The following is a 16,075-nucleotide window of genomic DNA, read 5'->3' on the forward strand; positions in this document are numbered from 1 at the left end:
GAGGCCCGCGACCACCGCCCCGGCCACAACGCGGCAGAGGGAGGAATAATGGCCAGCACTCAATCGCGCAATGGCTGGATTGTCTGGCTGACCTTTGCCATCGGCTTGCTGCTCAGCGTTTCACCGCTGCCGCAATTCATGGAAATCCTGCGGCCGCTGTGGCTGGCCCTGCTGTTGGCGTTCTGGTCGTTGAACCTGCCGCACAAAGTGGGCATGGTCACTGCGATGTGCCTGGGCTTGGCGGAGGATGTGCTCTATGGCACCTTGCTGGGCCAGAATGCACTGATCCTGACCCTGATTACGTTCCTGGTGCTGTCGTTGCAGCAGCGCTTGCGCATGTTCCCGATGTGGCAGCAGTGCCTGGTGATCCTGGTGATCTTCGGCCTGGCGCAGCTCGTTCAACTCTGGCTCAGTGCCTTGACCGGCAATCGCCAGCCTACCCTGGCACTGGTGTTGCCGGCGCTGGTCAGCGCATTGCTGTGGCCCTGGGTCAGTTTCGGCCTGCGTGGGTTACGTCGTCGCTATAAAATCAATTGATGGATTGCGAGGCTCTGCCTGGTTATCGAACCCTACAGGGAGAGTCTGCAGTGAATATGCTTTATCTGGCCTCGGGCTCCCCGCGGCGACGTGAGTTGTTGACCCAGATCGGTGTGCCTTTCACCGTGGTCAGCGCCGCCATCGATGAAACGCCTCTCACACACGAAACCCCTGTGGCTTATGTCGAGCGCCTGGCGCGAAGCAAGGCCGCGGCGGGTTTGGCTGCGCTCGAGCAAACCACAGGCATCTGCGTATTGGGCGCCGACACGGCGGTTATCGTCGATGGCAAGATCCTTGGCAAGCCGGTGGATCAGGCCGATGCCTTGGCCATGTTGATGGCCCTGGCAGGGCGTGAGCATGAAGTCCTCACGGCCGTTGCCCTGACCGACGGCCAGCGCTGTGAAACCCGGTGTGTCAGCAGCCGAGTCATTTTTCGCGACATTTCTGTCCAAGAAGCGACGGCCTACTGGCACAGCGGCGAACCCCGGGACAAGGCTGGCGGCTATGCTATCCAGGGGCTTGGCTCGGTGTTCGTGAGCGGGCTCAATGGCAGCTATTCCGCCGTGGTCGGCCTGCCGGTGTGCGAAACCGCGCAACTGCTGGGCCAATTCGGCATACCCTGTTGGCAAAACCTTAACGCGTGCTGAGCGCTTCTACTTTCGCGCCAAGCCATTAGCGGTCGGTCACTATTGTGAAAACGCCTGAACGAGACCCAGCCATGAGTGAAGAGATTCTGATCAATATCACGCCGATGGAATCGCGCGTGGCGGTGGTAGAGAACGGTGTTCTGCAAGAAGTGCATGTGGAACGTACCCAGAAGCGCGGGATCGTCGGCAATATCTATAAAGGCAAGGTGGTACGCGTATTACCGGGCATGCAGGCGGCCTTCGTCGACATCGGCCTGGACCGCGCCGCGTTTATCCATGCCTCGGAAATCTCCCTGCGCGAAGGCCCGGCGGTGGAAAGCATCAGCGCCCTGGTGCACGAAGGGCAGAGCCTGGTGGTGCAGGTCACCAAGGACCCCATCGGCTCCAAGGGCGCCCGGCTCACCACTCAACTGTCGATTCCTTCGCGGTACCTGGTGTATATGCCGCGTACCGCCCATGTGGGGATTTCCCTCAAAATCGAAGATGAAGCCGAGCGCGAGCGCCTGAAGAAGGTGGTCAGCGACTGCGTGGCCGCCGAAGGCATCAAGGAAGCCGGTGGTTTTATCCTGCGCACCGCCGCCGAAGGCGCGGGCGCCGATGAAATCCTGATGGATATCCGCTACCTGCGGCGGCTGTGGGACCAGATCGCGGCGCAGATCCAGACCATTGGCGCGCCCAGCGTGATCTATGAAGACCTCGGCCTGGCGTTGCGTACCTTGCGCGATCTGGTCAGCCCGAAGATCGAGAAAATTCGCATCGACTCGCGGGAAACCTTCCAGCGCACCACGCAATTTGTCGCCGAGCTGATGCCGGAAATTGCCGACCGCCTGGAGCACTATCCGGGCGAGCGGCCGATCTTCGACCTGTATGGCGTCGAAGACGAAATCCAGAAAGCCCTGGAGCGCAAGGTCCCGCTCAAATCCGGCGGTTATCTGGTGGTGGACCCGGCGGAAGCCATGACCACCATTGACGTCAACACCGGCGCGTTCGTGGGCCACCGTAACCTCGAAGAAACCATCTTCAAGACCAACCTCGAAGCGGCCACCGCGATTGCGCGCCAACTGCGCCTGCGCAACCTGGGCGGCATCATCATCATCGACTTCATCGACATGGAAGATGGCGAGCATCAGCGCCAGGTCCTGCGCACCCTCGAAAAGCAGCTGGAGCGCGACCACGCCAAGACCAACATCATTGGCATCACCGAGCTGGGCCTGGTGCAGATGACCCGCAAGCGCACCCGCGAAAGCCTTGAACAAGTGCTGTGCGAGCCCTGCAGCAGTTGCCAGGGCCGCGGCAAATTGAAGACCCCGGAAACGGTTTGCTACGAGATTTTCCGCGAAATTCTACGGGAGGCACGCGCCTACCAGGCCGAAGGTTATAGAGTGCTCGCCAACCAGAAAGTGGTGGACCGCCTGCTGGATGAAGAGTCGGGTAACGTCGCTGAACTGGAGGGCTTTATCGGGCGCACCATTCGTTTTCAGGTCGAAACCATGTACTCCCAGGAACAATACGACGTGGTGCTGCTCTGATCCCCATTCGCTTTCTCTTTTCGAGACCGACAGGCGCAGACCTGTGGTCCGACCACTGCCTTGAGGGTCGCCTGACATGGAGCGTCTGATACGCTTTTTTGCCGCTTTGACCCGTTGGGGACTGGGCCTGTGTGCGTTGCTGCTGGTAGTGGCGGCGGTGTACGTGAGCCTGGGCCGTGAATTGACCCCGCTGGTGGCCGAATACCGCGCTGAAGTCGAAGCCAAGGCCCAGGTTGCCGTACAGATGCCTGTGCATATTGGCAGCCTCGAAGGCCGCTGGAGCGGATTTGCGCCAATACTGCTGGCCCATGACGTGATGGTCGGTGAGGGCAGCAGTGCGTTGCGGCTGGACCAGGTTGAGGTGGTGCCCGACCTCTGGGCCAGCCTGATGGCCCGTGAAGTGCGCATCGCCCACCTGCAAGTCAGCGGCTTGCAGTTGAGCGTCAAGGAAGACAAGGACGGTCGCTGGGCGCTGCAAGGCTTGCCCATACAGGACGACCAGCCACTGGACCCGGAGCAACTGCTCACCCGCATGCAAATGGTCAAGCGCGTATCGGTGCTGGACAGCCAGGTGACGCTGCAACCGTTCGACCGCGCGCCGGTGACCGTGACGTATGTAGGCCTGAACCTGCACACCGGCACGACCCGACAACGCGTGGACGCGCGCCTGACATTACCCGACGGCCAACCGCTGGCCTTGAGCCTGCGCAGCCGCATGCGCGCCAGCCAATGGAAAGACGCCGAGGTCGAGGCCTACCTGAGCCTGCCTCAAAGCGACTGGGCCAAGTGGATTCCGTCCCGGCTGACCCAGCAATGGAAGCTCACCCAGCTCAAGGCCGGCGGTGAGTTCTGGCTCAATTGGGCCAACGGCACCTTACAGAGCGCCGTGGTGCGCCTCGATTCACCGCAAGTCAAGGGCAGCTACGCCGAGCGTAAGCCGGTACACATCGAGAACCTCGCCCTGACCGCTTATGTGCAACGCAGCGACGGCGGCCTCAAGGTGCTGTTTGATTCGCTGGCGATGAATATCGGCGAAACCCGCTGGGAATCACGCCTGCAACTGCAGCAGAACCTGGCGACCGATAAAGATCAGGAAGTGTGGAAACTTCAGGCCGACCGGCTCGACCTGACCCCCATCACGCCCTTGCTCAATGCCCTGGCACCGCTGCCGGAAGGTTTCGCCAAGGCCGTCGAGCACCTCAAAGCCACCGGCCTGTTGCGCAATGTGCTCGTGGACTTCCGCCCACAGGACAGCACCGATCGGAAAGTCAGTTTTGCCGCCAACCTTGAGCGTGTCGGCTTTGACGCGTATTTCGGCGCACCGGCCGCGCGCAATGTGTCCGGCAGCATCAGCGGCGACCTTGGCCATGGCGAGTTGCGCATGGACAGCAAGGACTTTTCCCTGCATCTGTCGCCGATCTTCGCCAAGCCCTGGCAGTACATCCAGGCCAATGCGCGCCTGACCTGGACGCTGGACAAACAGGGCTTCACGCTCATCGCACCGTATATCAAGGTGCTGGGGGAGGAAGGCAAGGTCGCTGCGGACTTCCTGATTCGCCTGCATTTCGACCATAGCCAGGAGGACTACATGGACCTGCGGGTCGGCATGGTCGATGGCGATGGTCGTTTCACCCCCAAGTATCTGCCCGCCGTGTTGAGCCCGGCGCTGGATGAGTGGTTGCGCACGGCGATCCTCAAAGGCGCGGTAGACGAAGGATTCTTCCAGTACCAGGGCTCGCTGAGCCACAACGCGCTGCCGGCCTCACGCAATATCAGCCTGTTCTTCAAGGTGCACGATGCCGAGTTGGCGTTCCAGCCGGGCTGGCCCCATGTGAGCAAGGTCAAGGGTGAGGTATTCGTCGAGGAGAGCGGCGTGCGCATCCTGGCCAGCAAGGGTCAGTTGCTCGATACCCAGGTCAAGGACGTCTACGTCAATATCCCTCACGCGCCGGCCGGCCAAGACAGCCACCTGCTGCTCACCGGCGGATTCTCCGGTGGGTTGGGCGATGGTCTGAAAATCCTCCAGGAAGCCCCGATCGGCACCGCCTCCACCTTTGCGGGCTGGAAGGGCGAGGGCAACCTGCAAGGCAGCCTGGACCTGGATGTGCCCCTGGCCAAGGGCACCGAACCCAAAATCGTGGTCGACTTCAAGACCGACAAGGCGCGCCTGCAATTGGCGGAGCCCACCCTGGACCTGACCCAACTCAAGGGTGATTTCCGTTTCGACAGCGCCAAGGGCTTGAGCGGCCAGAATATTTCGGCCCAGGCGTTTGACCGCCCGATCACCGCGCAGATTTTTGCCGAAGGCAAGCCCGGCGCCATCAGCACCCGCGTCACCGCCAAGGGGCAGGTCACGGTCAAGCGGCTCACGGACTGGCTGAAAATCAGCCAGCCGCTGCCGGTGTCCGGCGATATCCCGTACCAGTTGCAAGTCATCCTGGACGGCGCGGACAGTCAGCTGATGGTCGACTCCAATCTCAAGGGCGTTGCGGTGGATCTGCCGGCGCCATTCGGCATGCCGGCGAGCCAGGGCCGTGACAGTACGTTCCGCATGACCTTGCAGGGCGCTGAGCGCCGTTACTGGTTTGATTACGGTGAGCTGGCCAATTTCACCTTTGCGGCGCCGTCGGATAATTTCAATGATGGACGCGGCGAATTGTTCCTCGGCAATGGCGATGCGGTATTACCCGGCGCCAAGGGGCTGCGCGTTCGCGGGGTGCTCTCAGAGCTGGATATCGACCCGTGGAAAAAACTCGCGAACCGTTACGCGGGTAACGATCCGGGCGGCAGTGCCAAACAACTGCTCAGTGGCGCCGATTTCAAGGTGGGCAAGCTGACCGGCTTTGGTACTCAATTCGACCAGGTCAAACTGCAGCTGGATCGCAAGCCCGTGGCCTGGGGCCTGCAGTTCGACAGCCAGCAAGCCAAGGGCACGGTGAATCTGCCGGATGCCAAGGGCGCGCCCATTGCCGTCAACCTGCAATACGTGAAGCTGCCCGCCGTGGACCCTACCGTGCAGGCTGACGAGAACGCGCCGGACCCATTGGCCGATGTCGACCCCAAGGAAATTCCTGCGCTGGATATCGCCATCGACCAACTGTTCCAGGGCCCGGACCTGGTGGGCGCGTGGTCGCTGAAAATCCGCCCGACCGCCAGGGGCATGGCCTTCAACAACCTGAACCTGGGCCTCAAGGGCATGCAACTCAACGGGGCCGGTGGTTGGGAAGGCGCGCCGGGGGCCAGCAGCAGTTGGTACAAAGGACGACTGGACGGCAAGAATATCGCTGACGTGCTCAAGGGGTGGGGGTTTGCGCCCACGGTGACCAGCGAGGACTTTCATCTGGACGTGGATGGTCGCTGGCCGGGCTCGCCCGCCTGGGTCGGGCCCAAGCGGTTCTCCGGTAGCCTGGACGCAGCGTTCCGTAGAGGCCAGTTTGTGGAAGTGGAGGGTGGCGCCCAGGCGCTGCGGGTGTTCGGCCTGCTTAACTTCAATTCCATTGGCCGCCGTTTGCGCCTGGACTTCTCCGACTTGCTCGGCAAGGGCTTGAGCTATGACCGGGTCAAGGGTTTGCTGGCGGCCAGTGACGGTGTGTTCGTGACCCGTGAGCCCATCACCATGACCGGGCCGTCCACCAACCTGGAACTCAATGGCACCCTGGACCTGGTGGCGGATCGCGTCGATGCCAAGTTGCTGGTGACCCTGCCGGTCACCAACAACCTGCCCATTGCGGCGTTGATCGTCGGCGCGCCGGCCATCGGCGGTGCGTTGTTCCTGATCGACAAGTTGATCGGCGACCGGGTATCGCGCTTCGCCAGTGTGCAGTACACCGTGCAAGGCCCCTGGAAAGACCCGAAAATCACCTTCGACAAGCCATTTGAAAAGCCAAACTGAGAGGCTGTGGAGTAGCATGGTCGCATGCCCTTTACGGAGTGTCGGCCCATGTCCTTTGCGGTAATTCAAATGGTCAGCCAGAGTGATGTGCCGGCTAACCTGGCCCAGGCACGCCGCCTGCTGGAACGCGCGGCGGCGGATGGCGCCAGGCTTGCGGTACTGCCGGAGAACTTTGCCGCCATGGGCCGCCGTGACATGGCCGATATCGGTCGCGCCGAGACAATGGGTGAAGGTCCGATCCTGCCCTGGTTGAAACAGACCGCCCGCGACCTCACCTTATGGATAGTGGCGGGCACAATACCGTTGCCACCCAGGGATCAACCGGACGCAAAGCCCAACGCCTGCTCGCTGCTGATCGACGACCGTGGTGAAGTCGTCGCTCGTTACGACAAGCTGCACTTGTTCGACGTGGATGTAGCGGACGCCCGAGGTCGCTATCGCGAATCCGACGACTATGCTTTCGGAAGCAATGTGGTCGTGGCGGATACGCCCGTGGGGCGCTTGGGGCTGACGGTGTGTTACGACCTGCGCTTCCCTGAGTTATACAGCGAGTTGCGTGCGGCGGGGGCTGAGTTGATCAGTGCGCCCTCGGCGTTTACAGCGGTAACCGGCGCTGCGCATTGGGATGTGCTGATTCGCGCGCGGGCCATCGAAACCCAGTGTTACCTGCTGGCGGCCGCCCAGGGCGGTGTGCACCCGGGGCCACGGGAAACCCATGGGCACGCAGCGATTATCGATCCCTGGGGGCGCGTGCTGGCCCGGCAGGATCAAGGCGAAGCGGTGCTGGTGGCCGAACGCGACAGCAGTGAACAGGCGTCGATACGGGCGCGCATGCCGGTGGTCAACCATCGGCGCTTTTTCTCGCAGGGCGCACAGCGACCTGCTTCAGAACGATGAATTTAAGGCCAAACCTATGAGCGAGTTGTTGTCCTCAGTCAGTGAACATCTCCTGGCACCCGGTGGCGTGACCATCGAAAATCTGCAAACCGTGCTGGGCGATCTGGCCGGGCCAGGGATCGACGCGGCCGACCTGTATTTCCAGGGGCAGATTTCCGAGTCCTGGGCGCTGGAAGACGGCATCGTCAAGGAAGGCAGTTTCAACCTTGACCAGGGTGTAGGAGTTCGCGCGCAATCGGGCGAAAAAACCGGTTTTGCCTACAGCAACGCCATTACCCTGGAGGCCCTGGGCCTGGCGGCGCGTGCGGCGCGTTCGATTTCCCGCGCAGGCCAGAACGGCACGGTGCAGGCGTTCAGTACCCAGGACGTGGCTCAGTTGTACGCGCCGGATAATCCGCTGGAAGTGATCAGCCGCGCGGAAAAGGTCGAGCTGCTCAAGCGTGTTGACGCGGCTACTCGTGCCCTCGACCCGCGTATCCAGCAGGTCACCGTGAGCATGGCCGGTGTGTGGGAGCGCATCCTTGTCGCGTCCACCGACGGCGGGCTGGCGGCGGATGTACGGCCACTGGTGCGTTTCAACGTCAGTGTGATCGTCGAGCAGAACGGTCGCCGCGAACGCGGTGGCCATGGCGGCGGCGGGCGTACCGACTACCGTTATTTCCTCGCTGAAGACCGCGCCATGGGTTACGCCCGTGAAGCGCTGCGCCAGGCACTGGTCAACCTGGAAGCGATTCCTGCGCCGGCCGGTACCTTGCCGGTGGTGCTGGGCTCGGGCTGGTCCGGTGTGTTGCTGCACGAAGCCGTAGGGCATGGGCTGGAAGGCGACTTCAACCGCAAGGGCAGTTCGGCCTATAGCGGGCGCATGGGCGAGATGGTCGCATCCAAGCTGTGCACCATTGTCGATGACGGCACCCTGGCCGGTCGCCGGGGTTCGTTAAGTGTGGATGACGAGGGCACGCCGACGGAGTGCACCACCCTGATCGAAAACGGCGTGCTCAAGGGCTACATGCAGGACAAGCTCAACGCCCGGCTGATGGGCGTGGCGCGCACCGGCAACGGTCGCCGCGAATCCTATGCCCACCTGCCGATGCCACGCATGACCAACACCTACATGCTCGGGGGTGAAAGCGATCCGGCAGAAATCATTGCCTCGGTGAAGCGCGGCATCTACTGCGCCAACCTCGGTGGCGGGCAGGTGGATATCACCAGCGGCAAGTTCGTGTTCTCCACCAGCGAGGCGTACTTGATCGAAGACGGCAAGATTACCGCACCGGTCAAGGGCGCTACATTGATCGGTAATGGGCCGGAGGCCATGAGCAAGGTGTCGATGGTGGGTAACGACCTGTCGCTGGACAGCGGCGTGGGCACGTGCGGGAAGGATGGGCAGTCGGTGCCGGTGGGCGTGGGCCAGCCAACCTTGAAAATCGATGCGATCACCGTGGGTGGCACGGGGTCGTAAGCCGTGGAGCTTCGGGTGGCGAAGGTCGCCACCCGGGGAAGAGGATCAGCGCAGACCGCGTTGAGTCTCGTCCAGCTCACGGATGTATTTGAAGATTTTACGGCTGGTGGCAGGCGCCTTGTTATGCGCCTGTTCGTGTTGGGCCTGACGGATCAGGGAGCGCAATTGCTGGCGGTCCGCTTCCGGATAGTCCAATACGAATTTTTCCAGCACGGCGTCATCGCCCGAGATCAGGCGGTCACGCCAGCGTTCCAGGTTATGGAAGCGTTCGTTGTACTGGCGAGTGGAGGCATCGGTTTGATCGAGCAAGGCCAGAATGGCGTCAGTGTCCTGATCGCGCATCAGCTTGCCGATAAACATGATGTGCCGTTTGCGCGCGATATTCGCGGTGTGCTTAGGCGCATCGGCCAAGGCCCGACGCATTTCGTCGGTCAGTGGCAGTTTGGCAATCAAGTCTTTCTTGAGCGTTGTAAGGCGCTCGCCAAGGTCAACCAGAGCATGCAGCTCGCGTTTGACCTGGGTTTTGCTTTTCTCCCCATCGAGGGAGTCGTCGTAAGAATCAACCATGGTGGCAGTCCGCAAAGAAACGCCGCCATGATAACCAGTCGGGGGCCGCTTGTCCGGCCCGGTCGCTCGACGGCCTTAACCGAGAGCAGAATTTGAGTGGAGAACACCATGAGTGCAGCCCAAAGCGTCGGTCCGCAAGCGTTACCGGCACTGCAGGAACAAGTCGAGCAGATCCTTGCCGAGGCCAAGCGCCAGGGGGCCAGCGCCTGTGAAGTAGCGGTGTCGCTGGAGCAGGGGCTGTCGACGTCGGTACGTCAGCGGGAAGTGGAAACCGTCGAATTCAACCGCGACCAGGGGTTCGGCATTACCTTGTACGTGGGCCAGCGCAAGGGCTCGGCCAGCACGTCGGCCAGCGGCCCGGAGGCGATTCGCGAGACCGTCGCCGCTGCTTTGGCAATCGCCAAGCACACCTCCGAGGATGAAAGCTCGGGCTTGGCCGACAAAGCGTTGATGGCCAAGGACTTGCAGGATTTCGATCTGTTCCACGCCTGGGACATCACGCCCGAGCAAGCCATCGAGCAGGCGCTGACCTGCGAAGCGGCAGCGTTCGACGCCGATGCTCGCATCAAGAACGCCGACGGCACCACGCTGAGCACCCATCAGGGTTGCCGTGTGTACGGCAACAGCCATGGTTTTATCGGGGGCTATGCGTCCACCCGTCACAGCCTGAGCTGCGTGATGATCGCTGAAGCCAATGGCCAGATGCAGCGGGATTACTGGTACGACGTGAATCGTCAGGGTGAGTTGCTGGCAGACCCGGTAAGCATTGGCCAGCGCGCTGCGCAGCGTGCTGCCAGTCGCCTGGGCGCCCGCCCGGTACCCACGTGCGAGGTGCCGGTGCTGTTTTCCGCCGAATTGGCCGGTGGCCTGTTCGGCAGTTTCCTCGGGGCGATTTCCGGCGGCAACCTCTATCGCAAGTCTTCGTTCCTGGAAGGCGCGATCGGCCAGCAGCTGTTCCCTGAATGGCTGACCATCGATGAGCGTCCGCACCTCATGCGCGCCATGGGCAGCGCCTCGTTCGACGGCGATGGCCTGGCCACTTACGCCAAGCCGTTCGTCGAGAAAGGCGAGTTGGTGTCTTATGTATTGGGCACCTACGCGGGCCGCAAGCTTGGCCTGCCCAGCACCGCCAACTCCGGCGGCGTCCATAACCTGTTCGTGACCCATGGCGATGAAGACCAGGCGGCCCTGTTGCGTCGCATGGGCCGCGGCCTGCTGGTGACCGAATTGATGGGCCACGGCCTGAACATGGTGACGGGTGACTATTCCCGTGGCGCGGCGGGATTCTGGGTGGAAAACGGCGAGATTCAGTTCGCCGTCCAGGAAGTGACCATCGCCGGCAACATGCGCGATATGTTCAAGCAGATCGTTGCCGTGGGTAACGATCTGGAGCTGCGCAGCAATATCCGCACCGGCTCCGTGTTGATTGAACGGATGACTGTCGCCGGCAGCTGACCTGCGACGCTTCACCAAAAAGGCGCGCCATCTCGATGATGGCGCGCCTTTTTTTGTGGCTCTGTGAGGCAGGATCGACCCACTGTTCTTGTTTTGATTCTCAATATCATTTAATAATGAATATCATTACTGGATGAGTGTGGATCATGAGTTCTGTCTTGCGTGAGGACCCGTACCTGGAAAGTTGGCGCTGGATGAGTCGGCAGATCCGCTGCGGGCTCGACCCCAATGAACCTCGCCTGATCGAACATTACCTCAATGAGGGGCGGTACCTGGCGTGTTGCACCGCAACGCACCCGTGGACAATCGCCGAAACCTCATTTCGCCTGCTCATCGACACCGCCAACGATGTCGCGCTGCCGTGGCATTGGCGCGCCCTGTGTCTGGACCAGGCCTGGCGCCCGCTGCGTGACCTGGAAAAACTCTCCCACTGCGCCTGCCGGCTCAAGCGCTGGCAGGCGTTTGCCTGGCAGTTGGCGACCTGCCAATTGCTGCCATCCCTCTCTTTCTCCGACCTGGTGCAAGGATCAAATGATGAGTAACACCCGTATCGAACGCGACAGCATGGGCGAACTGCAAGTCCCCGCCGAAGCCCTGTACGGCGCGCAAACCCAGCGCGCGGTGAACAACTTTCCGATCAGCCATCAGCGCATGCCGGCGCAATTCGTTCGCGCGCTGATCCTGGCCAAAGCCGCCGCAGCCAGGGCCAACGTCGACCTCAAGCAAATCAGCGAAGGGCAGGGCAAGGCCATTGTCGATGCCGCCCAGGGTCTGTTGGAAGGCGACTACATGCAGCACTTCCCGGTGGATATTTTCCAGACCGGCTCCGGTACCAGTTCCAACATGAACGCCAACGAAGTGATTGCAACCCTGGCCAGTCGCTTGCTGGGCGAGGTGGTAAACCCCAACGACCACGTCAACTGCGGGCAAAGCAGTAACGACATCATTCCTACCACCATTCATGTCAGCGCCGCGCTGGTGCTGCACGAGCAGACGCTGCCGGCCTTGCTGCACCTGGTGCAGGTGATCGAGCAAAAAGCCGAAGCGGTTCACCCGTTCATCAAGACCGGGCGCACCCACTTGATGGATGCCATGCCTGTGCGCATGAGCCAGGTGCTCAATGGTTGGGCGCAGCAACTCAAGGCCAATATCGGCCACTTGCAGGACCTGTTGCCGGCACTGCAGGCGCTGGCCCAGGGTGGCACGGCCGTAGGCACCGGCATCAACGCCCACCCTGAGTTTGCCGCACGCTTCAGCGGGCACCTGAGCCACCTGACCCAGGTGAAGTTCACGCCGGGCAAGAACCTGTTTGCGTTGATTGGCTCCCAGGACACCGCCGTCGCCGTCTCCGGCCAGTTGAAAGCCACTGCGGTGTCGCTGATGAAGATCGCCAATGACCTGCGCTGGATGAACTCCGGTCCACTGGCAGGCCTGGGCGAAATCGAACTGGAGGCGCTGCAGCCGGGTTCTTCGATTATGCCGGGCAAGGTCAATCCGGTAATCCCCGAGGCCACGGCCATGGTGGCCGCGCAAGTCATCGGCAACGATACGGTGATTACCGTGGCCGGCCAATCGGGCAACTTCGAACTGAACGTGATGCTGCCGATCATCGCCCAGAACCTGCTCAGCAGCCTGGAGCTGCTGGCCAACGCCAGCCGTTTGCTGGCAGACAAGGCCATCGCAAGCTTCAAGGTCAACGAAGCGAAGCTCAAGGAAGCATTGTCGCGCAACCCGATTCTGGTCACCGCCCTCAACCCGATCATTGGTTACCAAAAGGCCGCCGAAATCGCCAAGCAGGCTTATCAGCAGGGCCGTCCGGTGATCGATGTCGCCCTCGAACACACCGACCTGCCGCGCAGCCAACTGGAAGTCCTGCTGGACCCGGAAAAGCTCACGGCTGGCGGCGTGTGATCATCGACCCCGCTTTGGAGGTTCACCATGGAGCACTGGAAACGCACGATCGAACGGGCCAATCGCTGCTTTATGGCAGGCGAACTGGTTGACGCCCGTGAGGCCTACCTGCAAGCCCTGGCCCTGGCCCAAGTGTTGTTCGAACGCTGGGCGGATGCCGACGAAGCGGTGGCGGCTTGCGTTATCTCCCACCACAACCTGGCAGACCTGCACCTGCGTCTCAACCAGCCTGAGGAAAGCGCGGAATACCTCTGCGCCATTCACCAACGGCTGCTGCAGACCATGCAAGACCCACGGCTCAGTCCGCAGTTGCGTGAGGCAGCGCTGCGCCAGAGCAGCAAAACCTATGTCGAACTGTTGAATTTCATCAGCGATCACGGCGAATACCCGCGCACCCATCGTTTGCTGGGCGGTGCTGCGACGCAACCGACCCCCTCTCAATATGGAGCACATTGATATGACCTACACCCTGCCGGCCCTGCCTTATGCCTTTGACGCCCTCGAACCCCATATCGATGCGCAAACCATGGAAATTCACTACACCAAGCATCACCAGACGTACATCAATAATCTCAATGCTGCGGTCGAGGGCACTGAGTTTGCGGGCTGGCCGGTGGAGAAGCTGGTGTCCAGCGTTGAAAAACTCCCGGAGAAATTGCGCACTGCCGTGGTCAACCAGGGAGGCGGCCATGCCAACCACTCGCTGTTCTGGGCGGTCATGTCGCCGACGGGTGGCGGAAAACCCGAGGGTGTTCTGGGCCGGGCCATCGACGAGCAGTTGGGGGGCTTCGACAGCTTCAAAGAGGCTTTTACCAAGGCGGCGTTGACCCGCTTCGGCAGCGGCTGGGCCTGGTTGAGTGTGACCCCGCAAAAGACCTTGGTGGTGGAAAGCAGCGGTAACCAGGATAGCCCGTTGATGAGCGGCAATACGCCGATCCTCGGCCTGGACGTCTGGGAACACGCCTACTACCTGCTGTATCAAAACCGACGACCGGAGTACATCAATGCATTCTATAGCGTCATCAACTGGCCCGAGGTTGCCGCACGCTACCAGGCTGCATTGGCCTGATATTCACTCCACAACAAGACCTAAGGCCGACCATGGGCACTGAAACACTGGCGATCAGCAGCGTACGATTATTTCGCTACGCATTTGGCTCCCTGCTTCTATTAGTCGGTACGGCGTTGCTGGTGGCTCATGGCCTGGCCTGGCTCGACCTGGAGCCGCGCATCTTGCGAGCGCTGCAGGGCGGGGCCATCTGTGCGCTTGGTACTGCGCTGGGCGCGGTGCCGGTGCTGGTGATTCGCCGTATGCCGGCGGCGTTGAGCGACACCCTGCTGGGTTTTGGTGCGGGGGTCATGCTGGCGGCGACCGCCTTTTCGCTGGTGGTGCCGGGTATTGCCGCCGCAGAAAACCTGGGGCTCACGCCCTGGGGGGCGGGAGGCTTGATCAGCTTCGGCATCATGCTGGGTGCGTTCGGGCTGTATCTTGTCGACCGCAAGGTCTCGGGCGCCAGCCCGGAAATGCTGGTGGGCACGCCGGATAAGCCGGTGATCCCGCCGCGTATCTGGCTCTTTGTGTTCGCCATCATTGCCCACAACATCCCGGAAGGCATGGCCGTGGGTGTTTCTGCCGGCGGCGGCATGGCGGATGCCGACAGCCTCGCCATGGGCATTGCCCTGCAGGACGTACCGGAAGGCCTGGTGATTGCGCTGGTATTGGCAGGGGCGGGGATGTCGCGGATCAAGGCGTTTCTGATTGGCGCCGCGTCGGGATTGGTCGAGCCCGTCTTTGCCGTGTTATGCGCGTGGTTGGTGAGCCTTGCCGAAGTGCTGCTGCCCTTGGGCCTGGCACTCGCTGCAGGGGCGATGCTGCTGGTGGTGACCCATGAGGTCATCCCTGAGTCACGCCGCAACGGTCACGACAAGCTCGCCAGTCTGGGATTGTGCATCGGGTTTTGCTTGATGATGGTGATGGATACGGCGTTGGGATAGCAGGAGCGAGCCAGTTCGCTCCCGCAAGAGGAAGGCGTTATTCGCCCTCGTCGAAGTAGTTGTTGATCAGCTTGACTAACGCGTCCATCGCTTCCTGCTCTTGTTCACCCTCGGTTTCCAGATGGATTTTAGTGCCCTTGCCTGCGGCGAGCATCATCATTGCCATGATGCTCTTGCCGTCGACCATCGATTCAGGGTCACGCCCGGCGCGGATCTGGCAGGGGAACCGCCCGGCGACACCGACAAACTTGGCTGATGCGCGGGCGTGCAAGCCCAGCTTGTTGATGATTTCAATTTCCCGAGCCGGCATCGCAGTGGTGTTCCTTTCAGCTAAGGTCGCGGTGGCGAACCTGGACGTTCTTGAGGGTTTGTTGCAGCACCTGGCCCAGTCGCTCCGTCAGGTAGACGGAACGGTGGTGGCCGCCGGTGCAGCCGATGGCAATGGTGACATAGGCGCGGTTGCTGGCAGCAAAGCGCGGCAACCATTTGAGCAGGTAGGTGGAGATGTCCTGAAACATATCTTCCACATCCGGTTGTGCCGCCAGGTAGTCGATCACGGGTTGGTCAAGCCCGGACTGATCGCGCAACTCCGGTTTCCAATAGGGATTGGGCAGGCAGCGCACATCGAACACCAAGTCGGCATCCACCGGCATGCCGCGCTTGAAGCCAAACGACTCGACCAGGAACGCCGTGCCAGGCTCCGGCTGGTTCAGCAATCGCAACTTGATCGCATCGCGCAGTTGGTAAAGGTTCAGGTTGGTGGTGTTGATCTTGAGGTCGGCCAGATCGATGATCGGCCCCAGCAGTTTGGTTTCGTCCTCGATGGCTTCGGCCAGGGAACGGTTGGCGCTGCTGAGCGGGTGACGTCGACGGGTTTCGGAGAACCGCTTGAGCAGGGTTTCCTCGTCGGCGTCCAGGTACAGCACGTCGCAATGAATATGCTTGGCGCGCACCTCCTCAAGCAGTTCGGGGAACCGTGAGAGGTGGCTGGGCAGGTTGCGGGCGTCGATCGACACAGCGACCAGCGGTTGCGCCAGTTCGGTGTGGATCAGGGCGCGCTCCGCCAATTCCGGCAGCAAGCCGGCGGGCAGGTTGTCGATGCAATAGAAGCCGCTGTCTTCAAGAACGTTAAGCGCAGTGCTCTTACCCGAGCCGGAACGGCCGCTGACGATGATCAAGCGCATGA

The 16,075-nt window shown here is 61.6% G+C and carries 15 protein-coding genes; 12 read left to right on the plus strand and 3 right to left on the minus strand.

Annotated elements, in window-relative coordinates; genetic code table 11:
• Positions 1-48 precede the first annotated feature (48 nt).
• The 6 genes from mreD to tldD all read left to right on the plus strand — a co-directional run bounded on the left by mreD (position 49) and on the right by tldD (position 8,961).
• Positions 49-537 (plus strand): rod shape-determining protein MreD, encoded by a 489-nt coding sequence (gene mreD / locus BFP90_RS15470; RefSeq protein WP_065885772.1) that lies wholly within the window; start codon positions 49-51, stop codon positions 535-537.
• Positions 538-587: 50 nt separating this feature from the next.
• Positions 588-1,184, plus strand: a complete 597-nt coding sequence (locus BFP90_RS15475) for a Maf family protein (protein WP_065885773.1) — start codon at positions 588-590, stop codon at positions 1,182-1,184.
• A gap of 71 nt (positions 1,185-1,255) precedes the next feature.
• Positions 1,256-2,713: a ribonuclease G gene (gene rng, locus BFP90_RS15480; protein WP_065885774.1), complete on the plus strand. Its 1,458-nt coding sequence runs from the start codon at positions 1,256-1,258 to the stop codon at positions 2,711-2,713.
• Between the two features lie 76 nt (positions 2,714-2,789).
• Positions 2,790-6,605, plus strand: coding sequence for a YhdP family protein (locus tag BFP90_RS15485; protein WP_065897278.1), 3,816 nt, complete (start codon positions 2,790-2,792; stop codon positions 6,603-6,605).
• A 48-nt stretch (positions 6,606-6,653) separates the two neighbouring features.
• Positions 6,654-7,502 carry a carbon-nitrogen hydrolase family protein gene (locus BFP90_RS15490; protein WP_065897280.1) on the plus strand — a complete coding sequence of 283 codons (849 nt, stop codon included), beginning with the start codon at positions 6,654-6,656 and terminating at the stop codon, positions 7,500-7,502.
• 16 nt (positions 7,503-7,518) lie between these two features.
• Positions 7,519-8,961: a metalloprotease TldD gene (gene tldD, locus BFP90_RS15495; protein WP_065892647.1), complete on the plus strand. Its 1,443-nt coding sequence runs from the start codon at positions 7,519-7,521 to the stop codon at positions 8,959-8,961.
• A 45-nt stretch (positions 8,962-9,006) separates the two neighbouring features.
• Here the strand turns inward: tldD and yjgA are convergent, their stop codons facing one another.
• Positions 9,007-9,528 carry a ribosome biogenesis factor YjgA gene (gene yjgA / locus BFP90_RS15500; protein WP_065885777.1) on the minus strand — a complete coding sequence of 174 codons (522 nt, stop codon included), beginning with the start codon at positions 9,526-9,528 and terminating at the stop codon, positions 9,007-9,009.
• 108 nt (positions 9,529-9,636) lie between these two features.
• Between yjgA and pmbA the strand changes: the two genes are divergently transcribed.
• From pmbA to BFP90_RS15530, 6 genes are all read left to right on the plus strand, one after another.
• Positions 9,637-10,983, plus strand: coding sequence for a metalloprotease PmbA (gene pmbA, locus BFP90_RS15505; RefSeq protein ID WP_065885778.1), 1,347 nt, complete (start codon positions 9,637-9,639; stop codon positions 10,981-10,983).
• Positions 10,984-11,129: 146 nt separating this feature from the next.
• A complete protein-coding gene (locus BFP90_RS15510; protein ID WP_065892646.1) occupies positions 11,130-11,525 on the plus strand; it encodes a FagA protein in 396 nt (131 codons plus the stop codon).
• Positions 11,518-12,894, plus strand: coding sequence for a class II fumarate hydratase (locus BFP90_RS15515; RefSeq protein WP_065892645.1), 1,377 nt, complete (start codon positions 11,518-11,520; stop codon positions 12,892-12,894). Before BFP90_RS15510 ends, BFP90_RS15515 begins: the two co-directional genes overlap by 8 nt.
• A 27-nt stretch (positions 12,895-12,921) precedes the next feature.
• Positions 12,922-13,350 carry a hypothetical protein gene (locus BFP90_RS15520; protein WP_065892644.1) on the plus strand — a complete coding sequence of 143 codons (429 nt, stop codon included), beginning with the start codon at positions 12,922-12,924 and terminating at the stop codon, positions 13,348-13,350.
• Between the two features lies 1 nt (position 13,351).
• Complete coding sequence (locus BFP90_RS15525) at positions 13,352-13,963, plus strand: superoxide dismutase (protein ID WP_065885782.1); 612 nt, start codon at positions 13,352-13,354, stop codon at positions 13,961-13,963.
• 32 nt (positions 13,964-13,995) lie between these two features.
• Positions 13,996-14,889: a ZIP family metal transporter gene (locus tag BFP90_RS15530; protein WP_065885783.1), complete on the plus strand. Its 894-nt coding sequence runs from the start codon at positions 13,996-13,998 to the stop codon at positions 14,887-14,889.
• A gap of 37 nt (positions 14,890-14,926) precedes the next feature.
• On the opposite strand, the gene BFP90_RS15535 is transcribed toward BFP90_RS15530, so the two are convergent.
• Both BFP90_RS15535 and rapZ read right to left on the minus strand, forming a co-directional pair.
• Positions 14,927-15,199 carry an HPr family phosphocarrier protein gene (locus tag BFP90_RS15535; protein WP_065897282.1) on the minus strand — a complete coding sequence of 91 codons (273 nt, stop codon included), beginning with the start codon at positions 15,197-15,199 and terminating at the stop codon, positions 14,927-14,929.
• Positions 15,200-15,215: 16 nt separating this feature from the next.
• Positions 15,216-16,073: an RNase adapter RapZ gene (rapZ, locus tag BFP90_RS15540; protein WP_065885785.1), complete on the minus strand. Its 858-nt coding sequence runs from the start codon at positions 16,071-16,073 to the stop codon at positions 15,216-15,218.
• Positions 16,074-16,075: the final 2 nt, after the last annotated feature.

It is taken from the genome of Pseudomonas sp. 24 E 13 (genome assembly GCF_900004715.1).
Lineage (GTDB): Bacteria > Pseudomonadota > Gammaproteobacteria > Pseudomonadales > Pseudomonadaceae > Aquipseudomonas > Aquipseudomonas orientalis_A.

What these genes read in the sequence shown, in the direction of transcription:
- rng (WP_065885774.1), top strand. Translation starts at nt 1,256, where the DNA reads ATGAGTGAAGAGATTCTGATCAATATCACGCCGATGGAATCGCGCGTG.
- BFP90_RS15515 (WP_065892645.1), top strand. Translation starts at nt 11,518, where the DNA reads ATGAGTAACACCCGTATCGAACGCGACAGCATGGGCGAACTGCAAGTC.
- BFP90_RS15520 (WP_065892644.1), top strand. Translation starts at nt 12,922, where the DNA reads ATGGAGCACTGGAAACGCACGATCGAACGGGCCAATCGCTGCTTTATG.
- BFP90_RS15485 (WP_065897278.1), top strand. Translation starts at nt 2,790, where the DNA reads ATGGAGCGTCTGATACGCTTTTTTGCCGCTTTGACCCGTTGGGGACTG.
- BFP90_RS15525 (WP_065885782.1), top strand. Translation starts at nt 13,352, where the DNA reads ATGACCTACACCCTGCCGGCCCTGCCTTATGCCTTTGACGCCCTCGAA.
- BFP90_RS15490 (WP_065897280.1), top strand. Translation starts at nt 6,654, where the DNA reads ATGTCCTTTGCGGTAATTCAAATGGTCAGCCAGAGTGATGTGCCGGCT.
- tldD (WP_065892647.1), top strand. Translation starts at nt 7,519, where the DNA reads ATGAGCGAGTTGTTGTCCTCAGTCAGTGAACATCTCCTGGCACCCGGT.
- BFP90_RS15530 (WP_065885783.1), top strand. Translation starts at nt 13,996, where the DNA reads ATGGGCACTGAAACACTGGCGATCAGCAGCGTACGATTATTTCGCTAC.
- BFP90_RS15535 (WP_065897282.1), bottom strand. Translation starts at nt 15,199, where the DNA reads ATGCCGGCTCGGGAAATTGAAATCATCAACAAGCTGGGCTTGCACGCC.
- mreD (WP_065885772.1), top strand. Translation starts at nt 49, where the DNA reads ATGGCCAGCACTCAATCGCGCAATGGCTGGATTGTCTGGCTGACCTTT.
- BFP90_RS15510 (WP_065892646.1), top strand. Translation starts at nt 11,130, where the DNA reads ATGAGTTCTGTCTTGCGTGAGGACCCGTACCTGGAAAGTTGGCGCTGG.
- rapZ (WP_065885785.1), bottom strand. Translation starts at nt 16,073, where the DNA reads ATGCGCTTGATCATCGTCAGCGGCCGTTCCGGCTCGGGTAAGAGCACT.
- pmbA (WP_065885778.1), top strand. Translation starts at nt 9,637, where the DNA reads ATGAGTGCAGCCCAAAGCGTCGGTCCGCAAGCGTTACCGGCACTGCAG.
- yjgA (WP_065885777.1), bottom strand. Translation starts at nt 9,528, where the DNA reads ATGGTTGATTCTTACGACGACTCCCTCGATGGGGAGAAAAGCAAAACC.